The 14,794-nt window shown below is 61.5% G+C and carries 15 protein-coding genes; 13 read left to right on the top strand and 2 right to left on the bottom strand.

What is annotated here, in order from left to right; all coding sequences use genetic code 11:
* Positions 1-27 precede the first annotated feature (27 nt).
* The 8 genes from rho to BV034_RS14560 all read left to right on the top strand — a co-directional run bounded on the left by rho (position 28) and on the right by BV034_RS14560 (position 9,590).
* Entirely contained in the window at positions 28-2,133 is a 2,106-nt protein-coding gene (rho, locus tag BV034_RS36045) for a transcription termination factor Rho (RefSeq protein ID WP_265593014.1), read from the top strand.
* A gap of 335 nt (positions 2,134-2,468) precedes the next feature.
* Positions 2,469-3,014, top strand: coding sequence for a DUF4112 domain-containing protein (locus BV034_RS14590; protein WP_265593013.1), 546 nt, complete (start codon positions 2,469-2,471; stop codon positions 3,012-3,014).
* Positions 3,015-3,155: 141 nt separating this feature from the next.
* Entirely contained in the window at positions 3,156-5,735 is a 2,580-nt protein-coding gene (hrpB, locus tag BV034_RS14585) for an ATP-dependent helicase HrpB (protein WP_050027740.1), read from the top strand.
* A 60-nt stretch (positions 5,736-5,795) separates the two neighbouring features.
* The gene (locus tag BV034_RS14580) at positions 5,796-6,509 is read left to right on the top strand and encodes a zinc metallopeptidase (protein WP_050027739.1); all 714 of its coding nucleotides are present in this window, start codon (positions 5,796-5,798) and stop codon (positions 6,507-6,509) included.
* 130 nt (positions 6,510-6,639) lie between these two features.
* Positions 6,640-7,311 (top strand): hypothetical protein, encoded by a 672-nt coding sequence (locus BV034_RS14575; RefSeq protein WP_050027738.1) that lies wholly within the window; start codon positions 6,640-6,642, stop codon positions 7,309-7,311.
* A gap of 448 nt (positions 7,312-7,759) precedes the next feature.
* Positions 7,760-8,296, top strand: coding sequence for a hypothetical protein (locus tag BV034_RS14570; protein ID WP_050027737.1), 537 nt, complete (start codon positions 7,760-7,762; stop codon positions 8,294-8,296).
* 590 nt (positions 8,297-8,886) lie between these two features.
* Positions 8,887-9,222: a hypothetical protein gene (locus BV034_RS14565; protein WP_050027736.1), complete on the top strand. Its 336-nt coding sequence runs from the start codon at positions 8,887-8,889 to the stop codon at positions 9,220-9,222.
* 11 nt (positions 9,223-9,233) lie between these two features.
* On the top strand, positions 9,234-9,590 hold the full coding sequence (locus tag BV034_RS14560) for a DUF1801 domain-containing protein (RefSeq protein WP_343123292.1): 357 nt from the start codon (positions 9,234-9,236) through the stop codon (positions 9,588-9,590).
* 178 nt (positions 9,591-9,768) lie between these two features.
* Here the strand turns inward: BV034_RS14560 and BV034_RS14555 are convergent, their stop codons facing one another.
* Both BV034_RS14555 and BV034_RS14550 read right to left on the bottom strand, forming a co-directional pair.
* Entirely contained in the window at positions 9,769-10,101 is a 333-nt protein-coding gene (locus BV034_RS14555) for a rhodanese-like domain-containing protein (protein ID WP_050027734.1), read from the bottom strand.
* 19 nt (positions 10,102-10,120) lie between these two features.
* Positions 10,121-10,771, bottom strand: coding sequence for a L,D-transpeptidase family protein (locus tag BV034_RS14550; protein ID WP_050027733.1), 651 nt, complete (start codon positions 10,769-10,771; stop codon positions 10,121-10,123).
* Positions 10,772-10,951: 180 nt separating this feature from the next.
* On the opposite strand from BV034_RS14550, the gene BV034_RS14545 reads away from it, so the two are divergent.
* The 5 genes from BV034_RS14545 to BV034_RS36825 all read left to right on the top strand — a co-directional run.
* Positions 10,952-11,314, top strand: a complete 363-nt coding sequence (locus BV034_RS14545; protein WP_050027825.1) for an FmdB family zinc ribbon protein — start codon at positions 10,952-10,954, stop codon at positions 11,312-11,314.
* Between the two features lie 57 nt (positions 11,315-11,371).
* On the top strand, positions 11,372-11,971 hold the full coding sequence (locus BV034_RS14540) for a hypothetical protein (protein ID WP_265593012.1): 600 nt from the start codon (positions 11,372-11,374) through the stop codon (positions 11,969-11,971).
* Positions 11,972-12,030: 59 nt separating this feature from the next.
* A complete protein-coding gene (locus BV034_RS14535) occupies positions 12,031-13,659 on the top strand; it encodes a hypothetical protein (protein WP_265593011.1) in 1,629 nt (542 codons plus the stop codon).
* Positions 13,660-13,696: 37 nt separating this feature from the next.
* On the top strand, positions 13,697-14,554 hold the full coding sequence (locus BV034_RS14530; protein WP_050027730.1) for a hypothetical protein: 858 nt from the start codon (positions 13,697-13,699) through the stop codon (positions 14,552-14,554).
* A partial coding sequence (locus tag BV034_RS36825) for a DEAD/DEAH box helicase (protein WP_343123291.1) occupies positions 14,505-14,794 on the top strand: 290 nt, incomplete at its 3' end. The genes BV034_RS14530 and BV034_RS36825, both read left to right, overlap by 50 nt.

The following is a 14,794-nucleotide window of genomic DNA, read 5'->3' as shown; positions in this document are numbered from 1 at the left end:
ATTCTTACAATGCCTGAAGACCTCATTATGCACCCCGCACCTCTGGCTGACACGCTGTTCCCGCTGGCTCCAGATTCCGCACGCGGCGCCGGTGCGACCAAAAAGCGTGCTGCCAAAAAAGCGGCCAAGCCTGCCGCCCGCAGCAGTTCCGCTGGCTCCTTGTTCTCTGACGAGCCCCAAAGCGCACCCACGGTCCCCAGCACGGCCAAGAAAGCCGCTGCTAAGAAGGCAACGAAGAAAGCCGCCAAGAAAGTCGCGGCCGAGAAGCCGGCCCCCGCTCCTGCGCCAGCGCCAGTTCCCGTAGCGGCCCCCACCCCTCAGCCTGCCCCCGCACCGGCCAAATTCTCCGCTCCTGCGAAAAAGGCGGTCAAAGGGCGCGCCACAGCCGCCAAGACCACCAAAGCTTCTCGCAGCGAGGCATCCGCTCCGGCACCTGCCGCTGTGTCAGCCCCTGCGCCTGCACCCGCCCCAGTTCCCGTTTCCGCACCTGCCCCGGCCCCAGTTCCGGCTCCGGTGATCGCACCTCAGGCTGCCGTTTACGCTCCTGCACCAGCACCAGCCCCCGTCCAGTCAGCACCGGCTCCTGCGCCTGCTCCCGCCCCTGAAGGTGCCAGCTATCCGCAGCACCAGCCGCGTCCGCAGCAGCCGCAGCAGGACTACTCCCGCAATCAGCAGTACGGCCGCCGTCACCAGAGCAAGTACCCACAACCGAGACATCCGCAACATGGCCCCTCGCATGGCGGAGGTCAGGGTGGCGAAGGTCAATACCGCGAGAACGCTGGCGAATCCCAATCTCAAGGCGAAGGCCGTGAAGGCCAGTCCTATGCGCCCGGCCCTCATCCCGGCCAGGGACAAGGTCATGGTCAGGACCAGCGTGAACATCGGCAGGGAGGCGGCAAATGGAACAAGCGTGAGCGTTTCAAGGATCGCTTCCGCAACAAGCCGCGTCATGGCCAGGAAGGCCAAGGACATCCCGGTGATGCCCCGCAGCCCAGCCAGCCGCCCCCGGAACGTCCGTTGGGCCCACCGGAGCCTTCTGAAGGCATCCTGGAAATGACACCCAAGGGCTACGGCTTCCTCCGCCAGAAGAGCCGCCTCTTTGCTCAGTTCGCCCAGGACCCGTGGGTTTCCCCCGAGTTTATCCGCAACCTGGGCCTGCGCGAAGGCATGTTCATCAAGGGCATCCATCGTGACGGCCATCGTGGACCACAGGTCACGGAAATTACAGAGGTTAACGGGCTCGAGCCTGAGAAGGTGCGCAACCTGCCGCTCTTTGAGGAACTCAAGGCCATCAATCCCAACAAGCGCATCCAGCTTGAGACCCGGCCCGACCGTCTCACGACACGGATCATGGACCTGATCACCCCGGTGGGTCGCGGTCAACGCGGTCTCATCGTGGCCCCGCCGCGCGCGGGCAAGACCACCCTGCTCCAGCACATCGCCGAGGCCGTGGTGCAAAACCATCCGCAGATGCACCTCATGATTCTGCTGGTGGATGAGCGCCCTGAAGAAGTCACCGAGTTCCGCCGCGCCCTGCCGACTGCGGAGATTCATGCCAGCTCCAACGACAGCGACATGAAGAGCCACCTGCGCACCGCCCTCTTTGCGATCGAGCGTGCCAAGCGTCTTGTCGAAGCCGGTCAGCACGTCTTCATGCTCCTGGATTCCATCACCCGCATGGGCCGCGCTTTCAACAACGCCCAGAAGCACGGTGCCACCATGAGCGGTGGTGTGGGTGTAGGCGCCCTCGAGGTGCCCCGCCGCCTCTTCGCCGCCGCCCGCAATACTCGCGACGCCGGTTCCCTCACCATCCTCGCCACCACGCTGATTGAGACGAACAGCCGCATGGACGAGCTCATCTTCCAGGAGTTCAAAGGCACGGGCAACCTTGAGCTGGTGCTGGATCGCAAGATCGCTGAGCAGTACATCTACCCGGCCGTGAACATCTTCCGCTCCGGCACCCGCCGTGAAGAGCTGCTCCTGCCCGCCTTCCAGATGGAAAAAGTGCACCTGCTGCGCCGCGGCCTGGCAGGCCACAAGCCCATGGAGGCCATCCAACGCGTCATCTCCCTCATGGAACGTTTCCCCAACAACGCCCAGATGCTCGTGGAGCTGCCCGGACGCTCGTCATAGAGCTGGGTTGGTTGCAACAATAGAGTTTCCCGCAAAGAAGCCGCTGATTCAGCGGCTTCTTTTTTGTGACCCTGCGGCAGAGGTCTCAACGCCAGTGCGACACAGCCTCAGAAGGGCCCCTTGCCCCTACCTTCTATTCTTCGGTGGCACCTGTGGGCGAAAAGTTCGATGCATCAACGCCCTCTCCCACGATTCTCTGTAAACAACACCCCCTGCCAATTCCCAGAACAACATTCAACGCCACCCGCCATTGAATGTCGGACCTTGCCCAAGGGCCTCTTTCTCCTCAAGCCTCTTTTCCCTTGGCCCTTATCCCTTTTCCCTCTCTCCAGCCCATGCCTGCCACCAAACGCCCCCTCGATGTGGATGTGGACGTCCTTCCGCCTGACGGGAAAGGCCGCGCCCCCGTCGGCCGTGATGGCGACAATGCCTCCGAGATCTCCCGCATCATCGCCCGGTGGATGGATGACTTCATCCGCATCCCCGGCACCAACTTCCGGGTGGGGCTGGACCCGATCATCGGGCTCGTCCCTGGACTGGGAGATCTGCTCGCCTCCAGCGTCGGCCTCGTGCTCGTGACCGAGGGCATCCGCAGTGGACTGCCCATCTCCGTGCTCATCCGCATGGGGGCCAATGTGTTGATCAACGACGCGATCGGGACGATTCCCGGCATCGGCGATCTTTTCTCCGTCTGGTTCAAGTCCAACACCCGGAACCTCCGCCTGCTCAACCGGTGGAAGACCGGCGACCGGACGGTACGACGCAGCAGCCGCTGGTTCCTCGTCGGCTTCATCGGTGTGTGGTTCGTGCTGTTGATGTTCTGGATCTTCGTCTGGTTCCTCGTTGCCCGCGCCCTCTGGGCCGTCGCATTCCAGAATTGAGGCAGCGCATAGTGGTGCAGCCCATCGACGCATCGGCTGTCTGCCCCCGATACACCACGCGCCTGTTACCAGTTACCGCTTACTTCTTACCACTCACCGCTTACCGATTGCCTTCCCCCCAACTTTGCGGCACAACGAGGGGTGTCAGTTCGCACGTCCAACCTCCCCATTGAAGCCATTCGTAATCCGCTCGTCGGATGGTTCAGTCGCACGTCCACAAGGGCCAATGCCGTGGTGAAGGCCCCTACAGGTTCCGGGAAGTCCACCCAGGTGCCCCAGATGTTGCTGGATCATGATCTGGCTGGGGACAAGCGCATCGTCGTGCTGCAGCCCCGCCGGATTGCCGCCCGCATGCTGGCTGCCCGCGTGGCCTCGGAGCGCGGTGTCCGCCTCGGTGAGGAAGTCGGCTATCAGGTGCGATTTGAAAATGTCAGCAGCGCCCGCACGCGCATCCTGTTTGTGACAGAGGGCGTGATGCTCCGCCATCTGCTGGATGATCCCACCCTTGGCAAGGTAGGCTGCCTGGTGATCGATGAATTCCACGAGCGTCATCTGGACGGCGATCTCTGCCTGGCCTGGGCCCGCGCCATCCAGGCCGTGCATCGGCCGGACCTGCGCATCATCGTGATGTCCGCCACCATCACACCGGAGCCGCTGCGGGAGTTCATGCACCCATGCGAGATCTTCGACTCTGAGGGCCGCACCTTCCCGGTGAGCATCTCCTACCAGGCACCGCAACGCGACAAACGCGGGTTCGAGGAAGCCATCTGGGACCAGGCCGCCCGTGCGGCTGAGGACCTCGTCACCACCCGTGGCGTGCAGGATGACATCCTCATCTTCATGCCCGGCGGGCACGAGATCCGCAAGACCATTTCCGCCCTGCAGGGGCGCAGCTTTGCCCGCGGCTACCGCATTCTCCCGCTGCATGGCGAGCTGCCCCCCCAGCAGCAGGACGAGGTGCTCCAGCCCGGTCAGGGCCGCCGCATCATCGTGAGCACGAACGTCGCAGAGACCTCCCTCACCATCGAGGGCGTGCGCGCCGTCATCGACAGCGGCCTGGCCCGCATCTCCTCCTACGACGCCCGCCGCGGCATCAACACCCTCACTGTGCAAAAGATCAGCCGCGCCAGTGCCGAGCAGCGCTCCGGCCGCGCCGGTCGTCTGGGCCCCGGCATGGGCGTCCGTCTCTGGCCGGAGCGGGAGCATCTGCATCGGGCGGAGAACGAACTGCCGGAAATCCGCCGGTTAGATCTCAGCGAAGCCTTTCTCACCCTCAAAGTGGTGACCAAGGCTGCAGGCATGACCTTCGACTGGTACGAATCTCCTACCGAGGAGTCGTCCCATCGCGCCACAGGATTGCTCGCCTCACTCGGTGCCATCCAGGCTCAGGACGGCGCTTTGACAGAGCTGGGGCGCAAGATGAGCGCCTTCCCGCTGCACCCGCGCTTCTCCCGCATGCTCATCACGGCGGCAGAGTTCAACTGCCTGGAAGACGCCGCCCTCTGTGCCGCGCTGGCCCAGGGCCGCGATCTCCTGATGAAGCCCACGGAGCTGACCAAACGCAAGCAGGAGGACTTCTTCCAACGCGACGACTTGAGCGAGTTCCAGGCGCTGATGCGCGCGTTCGACAAGGCTGCATCCACCAAGTTTGACCCCACGGCCTGTGCACCCTATGGCATCCATGCCCGCGCCGCGCACGATGCCATGCGCACGTACGAGCAGATCGGTGGCCTGTGCCGCCGCATGGGGCTGGCCAACCGCGCGCAGATGAACAACGAGGACGTGCCCCAGCCTCGTGCGGAGGATCTCGCCCGCGTCATCCTCTCCGCCTTCTCCGACCACCTCGGCGTGGAGACTGCATCAGGGTCGCGGGTTTACGCCCTGGCCGCCGGGTACAAGGGCCATTTGGAAAAAGACGCCCACATCAAGCCGCCGCCCCTGCTGGTCGCCGCAGAGATCGCCGAGATCCAGGGCAAGGCGCTCCAGGTGAAGCTGAACCTGGTGACACGGATCGAGGAAACCTGGCTGCGGGAGCTCTTCCCCGCTGACATGACCTCCGGTTTCCACGTGGCGTATGATGCCATCAACAAGCGCGTCATGAACCTGGAGCAGACACGTTTCCGCGATCTGGTGTTGCACAGCCGCGAGCGCGGCGAGCCCAATCTGGGGCTGGCGGCCACGCTGCTGGCAGAGGAGGTCGTCTCCAAGCGGCTGGATCTGCCCACCTGGACGGAGAAGACCGAGCAGTGGATCACCCGCCTGAACTGTCTGGCCGCCTGGATGCCGGAGCTGGAGCTGCCCACCATCAGCGAGGAAGACCGCCGCCTGCTCATCGAGCAGATCTGCTACGGTGCCACCGCCTACCGGCAGATCAAGGATCGCACACCCGACGCCGCCCTGCACGCCTGGCTCTCCGCCGCCCAGCGGGACATGCTGGAGCAGTACGCCCCGGAGCGCGTAAAGCTCGCCAGTGGACGCACCGCCCGGGTGGAATACCGCGACAACGCGCCACCGCAGATGTCCGTGATCCTGCAGCACCTGTATGATACCACGGAGAATCCCCGTATTGCTGGTGGCAAGGTCAGCGTGCTGGTGGAGATTCTTGCCCCCAGCCAGCGTCCCGTGCAGACAACAGGAGACCTCGGCAGCTTCTGGAAGACCAGCTATCAGGCGCTGAAAACCCAGTTGCGAGGCCGCTACCCGAGGCACGAGTGGCGATAGCAACGAAGTCCAGCACCCAGTCTCAGCCCCCAAATCCCCTTTCCCTCTCCCCCAGATCTCATGATCGGCATTTTCCTCATCATCCTGCTCATCACCCTCGGCATCGCGCGCTTCGCCGCCAGTCGGTATGAAGAGGCGCTCAAGGCCGGCTCCATCCACACGGTGCCGGGTGCTCAAACCGCGGCAGAAGCAGCCCGCGAATTCCTGGACGAGATGGGTGCCACGAACGTGACCATCATGGAGCACAACGCCCTGATCACGAACTATTACGACCCCAAGCGGAAATGCCTCTTCCTCGATCGCACAATCTCCGGAGGCACCGACGCCGGCTCCTGGGCCGTCGCCCTGCACGAGGCCGCCCACGCCACCCATGAGGGAGATTCCGCCAAGGCCTTCAACTGGCGGCAGGGCAACATCCGCCTCACCCGCTACGCCCCCACCCTGGTGGCCCTGGTGTGCATCATCCTCATGGTGCTCAAGCGCATGCCTGCCACCCGCGTCATGATGGTGTGCTCCGCCCTCTGCGCCCTCATCATGCTGGTGAACGTGCTCAGCATTCCCGTGGAGTTCAATGCCTCCCAGCGCGTCATGGCCTGGATCGAGCAGAAGCTCAAACGCCACGCCTCCCTCATCGATGTCTTCGCCGTCATCCTCCCCCGCATCGCCTGGCGTGACACGGGTATTTTCCTGAAATCCCCTGCGTATTTCTTCTACGGCGTGCTGCCCATTGGCGGGAAACTGAGGCCCAATCAGAAAACACCGCCGAAGAAGTGAGTCAGGGGTGATGGGAGCTTCGGGTTGACCACAGAGGCACAGAGACTGAAACTGAGGTTTAGACAGAATTTAAGGAATTAGGGTTCGAGGTTCAGTTGCAATCTCTGTGGCGAAACAAGTCGGTCGTAGCATGAAAAAACTTTTCACCTCGCTTCTGGCCCTGCTCGGCATTGCCAGCTCCGCCCAAAGCCAGCAGTCGATTCAGTCTATCGATCCGAGCAAGATTCTGTTTAGCATTCCCACCTTGTCGGAGGACATCGCAGAGCTTGAGCCGGTGAAACAGGCGCCGGGCAAGGATGCCTGCATGTTTCATGAAGACGAGTGGACCCAAGTCGAGTTCTTCGCGAAATCACAACTGACCGAGGTGCAACGTCTGCTCAAGGAGTACAACCAGTTTGAACAGGCCAATCGGGTGAAACATGGCTGGCTAAAACCTTACATCCGACGAATCAAGCGAACTTCCGTGATCAAAGGCGCTAGCCCGGTGGAGGTTCTGGAAAAACTGCTGGAGCGAAAAGCAGGCCCTGGTCCCATTTTACTTTCTTCCAGCACCGTGGCTGGCAGAGTCAAAGATGGCTTCTCATTGGCACTCGGCGGAAATGTGACTCTCTACGGATATTCCGACGCCGAGGGCACACCAGTACTTGGAGCGCACGTTGGCAAGGACGGAGAAGACATCAAACTCACCCAAGTATTCATGAAGCTCAACGCTGCAGAAGGGCTCATCCTGGTTGACTGGCGTGCGCAAATCATCCTGACGGCCGTCACCGCGTCAGGTCAAATCGACGTCTGGCGACCGTGAATGATGGGCTCGGCGTCGTCAGCGTTGAGCCCTTCCATATTAGGGCGTGTTTAAAAAGGTTGATGATAAAGCCGAATCTCCATGAGAGAACTCATCCAATCAGGCACAGGCGAATCACCTGGACGCAGGCTACCGGCATTCCGACGGCGCGAGATCCCGGAAACCGCCTTGGCTTCGGTTTGATGCAAGCTGGCGATCCTTCTCACGACTGACGGCCCGCAGCTGGATTGCAAGCTGAGGGCCAACGGCCTGGTGTCATGGCAGCCTTGGGCAACGCCCAAGGTTTTCGGGAACAAATGAACCTGAGAGCCGAAGGCCCGGCGTCATTCAGGACGGTTTACTGTGTCGGCACTTTCAAAAGGGCCAGACCAATCCCATTCAGCAGTCAAACGTTGGCCAGGCTGAATCAATCAACCAAGAAACCGCGCCGTCGAGCGTCCTGATCAGTATGAAGATGCTCGAATCAACTGTTGTTGCCATCGCCTGCCTCCTGATTTCCGGTCAAGGGCCTGCGTTTGGCGGGCAAGCGCTTTTCGCGCCCATCAGGGATTTTTTGGATCGGGCGGGGCTTGTAGTTGTCGTGGATGTCAAGAAGGTCACAGAAGTCACCGTTCCCACCGGCGACGACCAAACCTCCAAGATCTACGTCGCGGAGGCCGAGGTGTTGCAGACACTAAAGTCAGACGTGTCTCCAACACCCAGCAAGCGAAAGATCGCCATCGTTGGATCAACGATTCCCATGAGTTCCGCTGTCTGGACACCGATTGAAAGCGGGCGTTACCTGGCATTTCTCAATTCAGAGCAGGGACACTATCGATACAGCGAAAAGTACGACTTGCGTCCAATCATTGACGGCAAGGTTGACTGGATCGACAAGAAGCCCAACGGCACCTTCGAGTTGCTGAAGCTTGATATTGAAGAAGCTATCAAGAAGATCCAGAACGAACAAAGCCGTTCGAGCACACCCGCTCACGCGGGCGGCTGACCTCGCCTTCAGGGTGGAGCCATCTTCCTCAGAGACATGCAACCGACATAGAGCCAAGTTGGTCACGTTAGGCACCCTACGCGAAAACTTTAGCGACGAAGACCGCACACGTTATGGCATGGCCCAAAAGAGGAACGAGGAAGCTTCTGATCGATCAAATCGAGTGGCTGTACCACTATGACGCTCATTGCATTTTTTGCAGTGAAGACTGCATCACAGTCGGTCAGAATGGAAGGCCACACTACTTGTATCTGGACACCTTCTCGCACCATTTCGATCACACACCTGGTCATATCGTCGCTTCGATCCGCTGGGCCATAGCATCCGGCTGGTCCGCTGAGAACGGCCCTGATCGCGGCTTGACCGCCACCAATGACGGATTCGTTTGGTTGCCTCCTGGCCACCGTCATTTCACTGACAAGCCTGCCGATAACTCTCAGATCTAGCATGACTGCCATTTGGATGGGGCTGTCGCGCAATTTCAACGAAGGCGCTGACCACATACGGCTTAGGTGAGAAGATCCCCTTGCACCACTCCATGCCGTGCCCGACGTTTCGTGACGACTCTCCATTTAACCCCCTCCTGTCCCATGTCTCTCCCCAGTTCCAGGGCGTTTGAACTGAAGACTCCAGATGGGTCCTTCGAGTACACCGTTTCGATCAGTGACGATGATGCCGATGGCTGGCTGGTGAAAAGCTTGGTTGTCCAACGATGGAACAGTCCGGGATCCCTCCTGATCGTCGCAGACATTCCTCAATTGCCGCATTGGAAAAACAGCCCCAAGCCGCCAAAATCCAAGGATCACCGGGTCATGAAACCGGCGTTCATCGGACGTATCATCCACAAAGCGATTGAGCTCGGTTGGGACACGGCTGCGAAGGCCGGGCAATTCCACCTGTCACTGCGTGAGCATCCTGTGTCCTAAACCCATACACTCTGACCATGTTTGCTGATCACGACGCCTACATTGCTGCGGCTCCAAAAGACCTCCGCCCTCTGCTGGTTCGATTGCGTGCTCAACTTGCGCACGCGCTACCGGACGCCGAAGAAGTCATCGCCTACAAAATGCCGGGGTTCAGGATCGGACAAGCCATCGTCGCGGGTTATGCTGCGTTCAGCAAGCAATGCGGACTCTATCTATCACCTTCCGCCATCAAGTTGTATGCCAACGACATTGCCGCGGCCGGGCTCAAGTCCACCAAAACTGGCGTCACCTTCTCGCCAAGTCAGCCAATCCCTGACGAGCTCATCAAGAAGCTCGCCCTGGCTTCCAGAAGCGATCAAAATCTCTGAGAGTGCGTTGGCAGAGTCACGGATCAGCTTTGTTACAGTTCAACTAAGGCACCAACCACATGGGTATTCGAAGCCAATCCTAATTCCGTAAATTCTGTTAATTCTGTCTAAAAAATCATCCCCTCTGTGTTCTCTGTGCCTCTGTGGTTAAATCAAACCATCAGCCACCAACAACCCCTCAATATCTCCGCATCGTCGGATCAATCTGCACCGCCCAGGCTTCAATGCCGCCGGTGAGGTTGTACACTTCCTCGTACCCCAGGCGACGCAAAGCCGCAGCCGCACGGGCGGAGCGCATGCCGTGATGGCAGTACACGACGATGGGTTTGTCCTTGTCCACCAGTCGGATGGGGGCCTCTTCCATAAACCGGGACAGAGGGATGAGCTCGGCCCACTCCAGCTTGCAGATGTGGAACTCGTCCTCCTCCCGCACATCAATGAGACGGAAGGGACGCGGCCCGTCCTGCTTCATGAGCTGGTCCAGTTCTTCGGGGCTGATGTCAGTATCCATCGATCGACCAACTCACGTGTCAGTACACCACCTCCACCGGGGTCCCCACGCTCAGGTTCCGGAAGAAAGCCTGGGCCATGTCGCGCGGCATGCGCACGCAGCCGTGTGAGGCCGGGTAGCCTGGCAGATAGCCTGCGTGCATGCCGATGCCGCCGGTGAAGCGCATGAAGTACGGCATGATGGCCCCGTCGTACCGGGTGCCCGGAGGCTGGGGATCAGAGTGGCGGTCGATGTTCTCCACCACCACATTGCCGGAGCTGTCCACATAGTCGCCGTACTGGCTGGACTTGTGGTCCGCGTTCTTTTGGGAAATCGAGTACCGCCCAGTCGGGGTGGGATGCTGCTCATCCCCTGAGGAAATGGCGGATTCACCCACCAGTTCACCGCCTTTGTAGAAGAAGGCGCGCTGCTGCCCCAGTGAGATCACCACCTTGGCCGGGCCGGGCACCCCGTCCCCACGCCACCAGGAGGAGCTGTCCGTCTGGCGGAACTGCTGCCCCCGCGGCAGCCCTGGGTCATACCCTTCCATGTACTGGGTCTGCCCACGCAGGGTGGTGGACGGTCCATAGTAGTAGAAATCCGCGCAACTGGTGAGGCCAGAAAGGGCGGCGGAGGTGGCGACCAGCGGCAACAACCGGCGGAGACTGAAGAGCTTGCGGAGGTTTTGCATCGAGACTTTTTGGGGGGAAGTCGCAAACTATGAAACACTCACGGAGGAAAGTCCATCCTCTGCCGTGCTATTCCCCACTCCTTGGGCGTATTTCCAAGGTCGTCTTTGCCCTTGCCAGCCCCGCCAGCATGGGCCATCAGTCTGATTCCGTCTCATCTTCTCACCATCCCAGCATCCACCATGCCGACCTACGAATACGAATGCACCACCTGCGGTCATCAATTCGAGACCGTGCAGTCCATGAAAGACCCGCACCTGAAAGACTGCCCCCAGCAGGAGTGCGCCGGTCCGGTGAAGCGCAAGATCGGACGCGGAGCAGGGCTCATCTTCAAGGGCACGGGCTTCTACATCACGGACTATCGCAGTGACTCCTACAAAGCTGCGGCCAAGCAGGACAGCGCCAGTTCAGCCACTGCCAGCTCCGGTTCCAGTAGCGGCGGCAGCAGCAGTTCGAGCTCCGGCTCCAGCTCATCGACTTCCTCCTCCAGCGGCAGCAGTTCGCCCGCTGCCCCCAGCACCTCGACTTCGCCCAAGGCAGCTTGATGCCACGGGCGGGCTTCCCGGCCCGCGCGTTCCGGCATCCCTCCTCCTCGATTGCCCGTGCTGCGCTTCCTTACCAACTGCTGCGTCCTGCTGTGGTTCAGCTTCCTGCTGGCGGCTGTGCTTCAGATGCACCGCCCTGCGGACTGGTCACAGATCCAGGGTCTGGAGCCAGCACCGGAAGGCACCGCCAAAACGGCACCTCCCGCACTGCTCGACCGTATGGAGCAGGCCGTTTTCCGCCGCAATGCGGAGATGCAGATCACGGAAGCCGAAGTGAACCGCTACCTCGCCAGCGCCTTGGAGGGTCGCCAGACCTTCGCGAGCCTGCTGGGCACGAAGTTTGACCGGGTCGCCCTGGATCTGGAAGCGGGCGAGTCAAAGGCCTGCTTCTCGTGGAAAGGCCCCTTTGGTCTGGTTTCCACTGCGACCCTGAATTTTACCATCGACCGGCGCGGCGGGCAGTTCATAATTGAGCCCCGCCATGGCCGCTTTGGTCAGCTCCCCCTCCCCCGAGGCATCCTGTGTACCCTGCTGCCCCCGCTGCACACGATGACCAAAGGCCTCGAAGTTGAGATTTACACGCTATTTCAAATGAACAAGATCCGCTTTGAGAAGGACAGATTGATCCTCGATCCGCGATCTGAAGCCCTCAAGTAAGCAAGTCCGCAACGCAAGCAAGCCCCCGCGCAAGCAAAGCCTCCGGCGCCCCATCCCGCATGAGACTGGCCTCCATATTGCCTGCCTTGACCGTCGCCTTCGCGGTCCAAGGCCCAGCCCAAAGCCCCTCCTCCCTGCCCCCTGCCGTGCAGTCGCAGCAGGGGCTGATGACTGCGCCCGCGACTTCCACCACGCCTGGCACGTCGGCCACTTCCGGTGCCGTGACCTCGGTGAACACGAGCGCTCAGGTGACCAGCTCCACCAGCGCCACCAAGCAGTTCATCATCTACGGAGCCGACCTCCAGACCCGCGGCGCCTTCTGCCTGCTGTGCGAGGACATCGCCTCCGACCTGGGTCGCCTGCTCAAGGATGACGGGCGTTTTGCCCTGCCCATCGTAGTGGTGCTCAAGACCCCGCCGAACATCAACCTGAGCGAGCCGGTCATCACCACCAGCTTCAGCCAGCTGGCGTACGGCGGCTTCCACCTGCAGATCAATGTGGAGCTGCGCAAGGACTTCAATACGGAGGACTTTTCCAAGGAACTCGTCCGCATGCTCCTGGCGGAGCGCATCCTGCGCAACCACAAGGAGGTGCAGACTACCCGCAGCCAGCTCCTCTCCGGATGGCTGCTCACGGGGGTGACCCAGGCCATGGAGTTCCGCAGCCGCAGCCGGCCCAGCGCCCTCTTTGCCGCCGTGTTCCGCAGCGGCCAGGTGTACAGCATTGACCGCATCATCGAGGCGAATCCCAAGGAGCTCGATGCCCTGGCCCGCGGGATCTATGAAACTTCCTCATGCGCCCTGGTGCTGGCCCTGCTGGACCAGGCCGACGGCGGTCTGCGCTTCTCCCGCTTCCTCAGCGCCCTGGCCAACGGCAAAAAGGGCGACCGCGAGCTTCTAAAGGAGCACTTCCCCACGCTGGGCGTTTCCAAGAACAGTCTGGAGAAATGGTGGACCCTGCAGATGGCCTCCCTGGCGACGCCTTCCACGTTCGAGGCCATGACCTACGTGCAGACGGAGGAGGCGCTGGAGCCAGCCCTCACCTTCCGCCTGCCAGAGCAGCATAACGGCTCCGGTAACAAGCCAGCGTCTGGCAACCCTGCCGAGGCTCAACCAGCCCCCCCAGAAACCCAGCCAGAGAAGAAATCCCGCAGCTGGTTCCGCTTCGGCCGGAAGGACAAGGACGAGGAAACAAACACTGAAACCGGCAAGGAAGAAGCGGCGGCTCCGACACAGCCAGCTCCCGCCCCGGCGGTCCCGACGACTCCCGCTCCGGGACCTGCGGCCACACCCCCTCCTGCCAATACGCCCGCAACGCCCACCCCGGAGGAGACTCCGAAAAAGCGTGGGTTCTTCAACTTCAGTGGCGGTCGCAAAATTGCTGCTCCGATCAGGGCCAAGCCAGAGGATGTTGACGGCCAGACTCCAGCCAAACCTCCCACTCCTGCAGCCAGCAATAGACCCGCCGCCGCTACCGCAGCCCCTGGCAACGCCGCGGCTCCCGCAGCAGCAGCACCCGCTGAGGAAACCAGGAAGCCCCGCGGGTTCCGCGGAATCTTTGGTCGCAAAAAAGAGGAGGCCCAGCCTACGCCCGCGCCCGCCCCAGCACCGACTCCTGCCCCGGCCGAAACCAACAAGCCTGCAACAACGCCCCGCAGAGCTGCTCAAACCAAAAAAGCCCCCTGCTGAAACGGTCGAAAAGCCCGCAGCCAAACCCGCCGCTCCTGTGAAGGGTGCGACCAAGGCGGACGAACCGGACAAGATGGAAGCTGAAGCTCAGGGCAAAGAGAAAGGGAAGGAAACGGACAAGCCCGAAGGCGCGCCCAAGGAAGAGGTGGCAGCTGCCATTGTGCCCGTTGACCCCGAATTCGTAGGCCCGCCTGCCCCGGGGAAAAATGAGCCCGCCAAGCCTGCAGGTGAGACATCCACGGCACCCAATCCCAACGCCCTGCCGGAGCTCGCCATGCCGGCCAGTGCAGGCGAACGCCGCCCCGATGAGCCGCTTCCTCCCGGTCTTTCGCCGGTGCCCCCTGCGCCCGGCGATCCTCAGATGGCCTCGCCCGAGATGCCCCTGGGCCTCCCGTTCCTGACGGGTGACCCCACCCCGCCCCCTCCAGATATAGACACGGATACGGGATCCCCGCTCCCCCTGCCCGGTACCCGCCCGACGGATCCCAACCTGCTGCCGCTGGAAGACTTCGCCAAACTGGGCAAGCGCAAGGATCGCAATGAGATCTTCAAGCGCACCCTCAACCACATCAACAGTGTGAAACTGCGGGCTCACCCTCTCTACAGGCCCGTTATCGGCGAATACGCCGCCGTCATCCAAAGCCTCATGATGGGCCGCGAGACCGGGGTGGCGGAACAGCTCGCCGCCATCCGCAAGCGCCACCTGGAGGTACGTGAGATGGCCCGCGCGGCAGAGTCCTATGTGGACTGGTACGAAGCCTCCCAGACGCAAACCTACAGCCATGCCTTCGACGACTACATGAAGCTGCGGGACGATCTGGACAAACAGAGCATTCCCCGCGCCGATGCCGTATCCCGGTATCTCGACGCGATCCAGCAGGAGTTCGAGGAATAAATTCCCGGCGCACGTTGTTTCCCGCACCGCCGGCAGGAGGCTGCGCCGGAACTGCCTCGCTGCCCTCATGTTCGAAGCCCTCACCCAGCACCTGAAACTGCCCGATCTGTGGCAGCATGCCGCGGTCAACCACCTGCGGGCGGGCAGTGATGTCATTGTGAGTGCACCGACCGGTGCCGGGAAGACCTACGTCTTCGAGCTCTTTGTGAAGGCCTCGCCACCCAAGGGGCAGGCCGTGTA

This window comes from Verrucomicrobium sp. BvORR034, assembly GCF_000739635.1.
GTDB lineage: Bacteria > Verrucomicrobiota > Verrucomicrobiia > Verrucomicrobiales > Verrucomicrobiaceae > Verrucomicrobium.
Note: the sequence above shows the minus strand (reverse complement) of the source record. Positions and strands in the feature narration are given on the sequence as shown.

Bases quoted from the DNA above. Each gene is read 5' to 3' on its own strand.
- BV034_RS14580 (WP_050027739.1), top strand. From the start codon at position 5,796: ATGATCGGCATTTTCCTCATCATCCTGCTCATCACCCTCGGCATCGCG.
- BV034_RS14565 (WP_050027736.1), top strand. From the start codon at position 8,887: ATGTCTCTCCCCAGTTCCAGGGCGTTTGAACTGAAGACTCCAGATGGG.
- BV034_RS14535 (WP_265593011.1), top strand. From the start codon at position 12,031: ATGAGACTGGCCTCCATATTGCCTGCCTTGACCGTCGCCTTCGCGGTC.
- BV034_RS14550 (WP_050027733.1), bottom strand. From the start codon at position 10,771: ATGCAAAACCTCCGCAAGCTCTTCAGTCTCCGCCGGTTGTTGCCGCTG.
- BV034_RS14575 (WP_050027738.1), top strand. From the start codon at position 6,640: ATGAAAAAACTTTTCACCTCGCTTCTGGCCCTGCTCGGCATTGCCAGC.
- rho (WP_265593014.1), top strand. From the start codon at position 28: ATGCACCCCGCACCTCTGGCTGACACGCTGTTCCCGCTGGCTCCAGAT.
- BV034_RS14545 (WP_050027825.1), top strand. From the start codon at position 10,952: ATGCCGACCTACGAATACGAATGCACCACCTGCGGTCATCAATTCGAG.
- BV034_RS14570 (WP_050027737.1), top strand. From the start codon at position 7,760: ATGAAGATGCTCGAATCAACTGTTGTTGCCATCGCCTGCCTCCTGATT.
- BV034_RS14555 (WP_050027734.1), bottom strand. From the start codon at position 10,101: ATGGATACTGACATCAGCCCCGAAGAACTGGACCAGCTCATGAAGCAG.
- BV034_RS14590 (WP_265593013.1), top strand. From the start codon at position 2,469: ATGCCTGCCACCAAACGCCCCCTCGATGTGGATGTGGACGTCCTTCCG.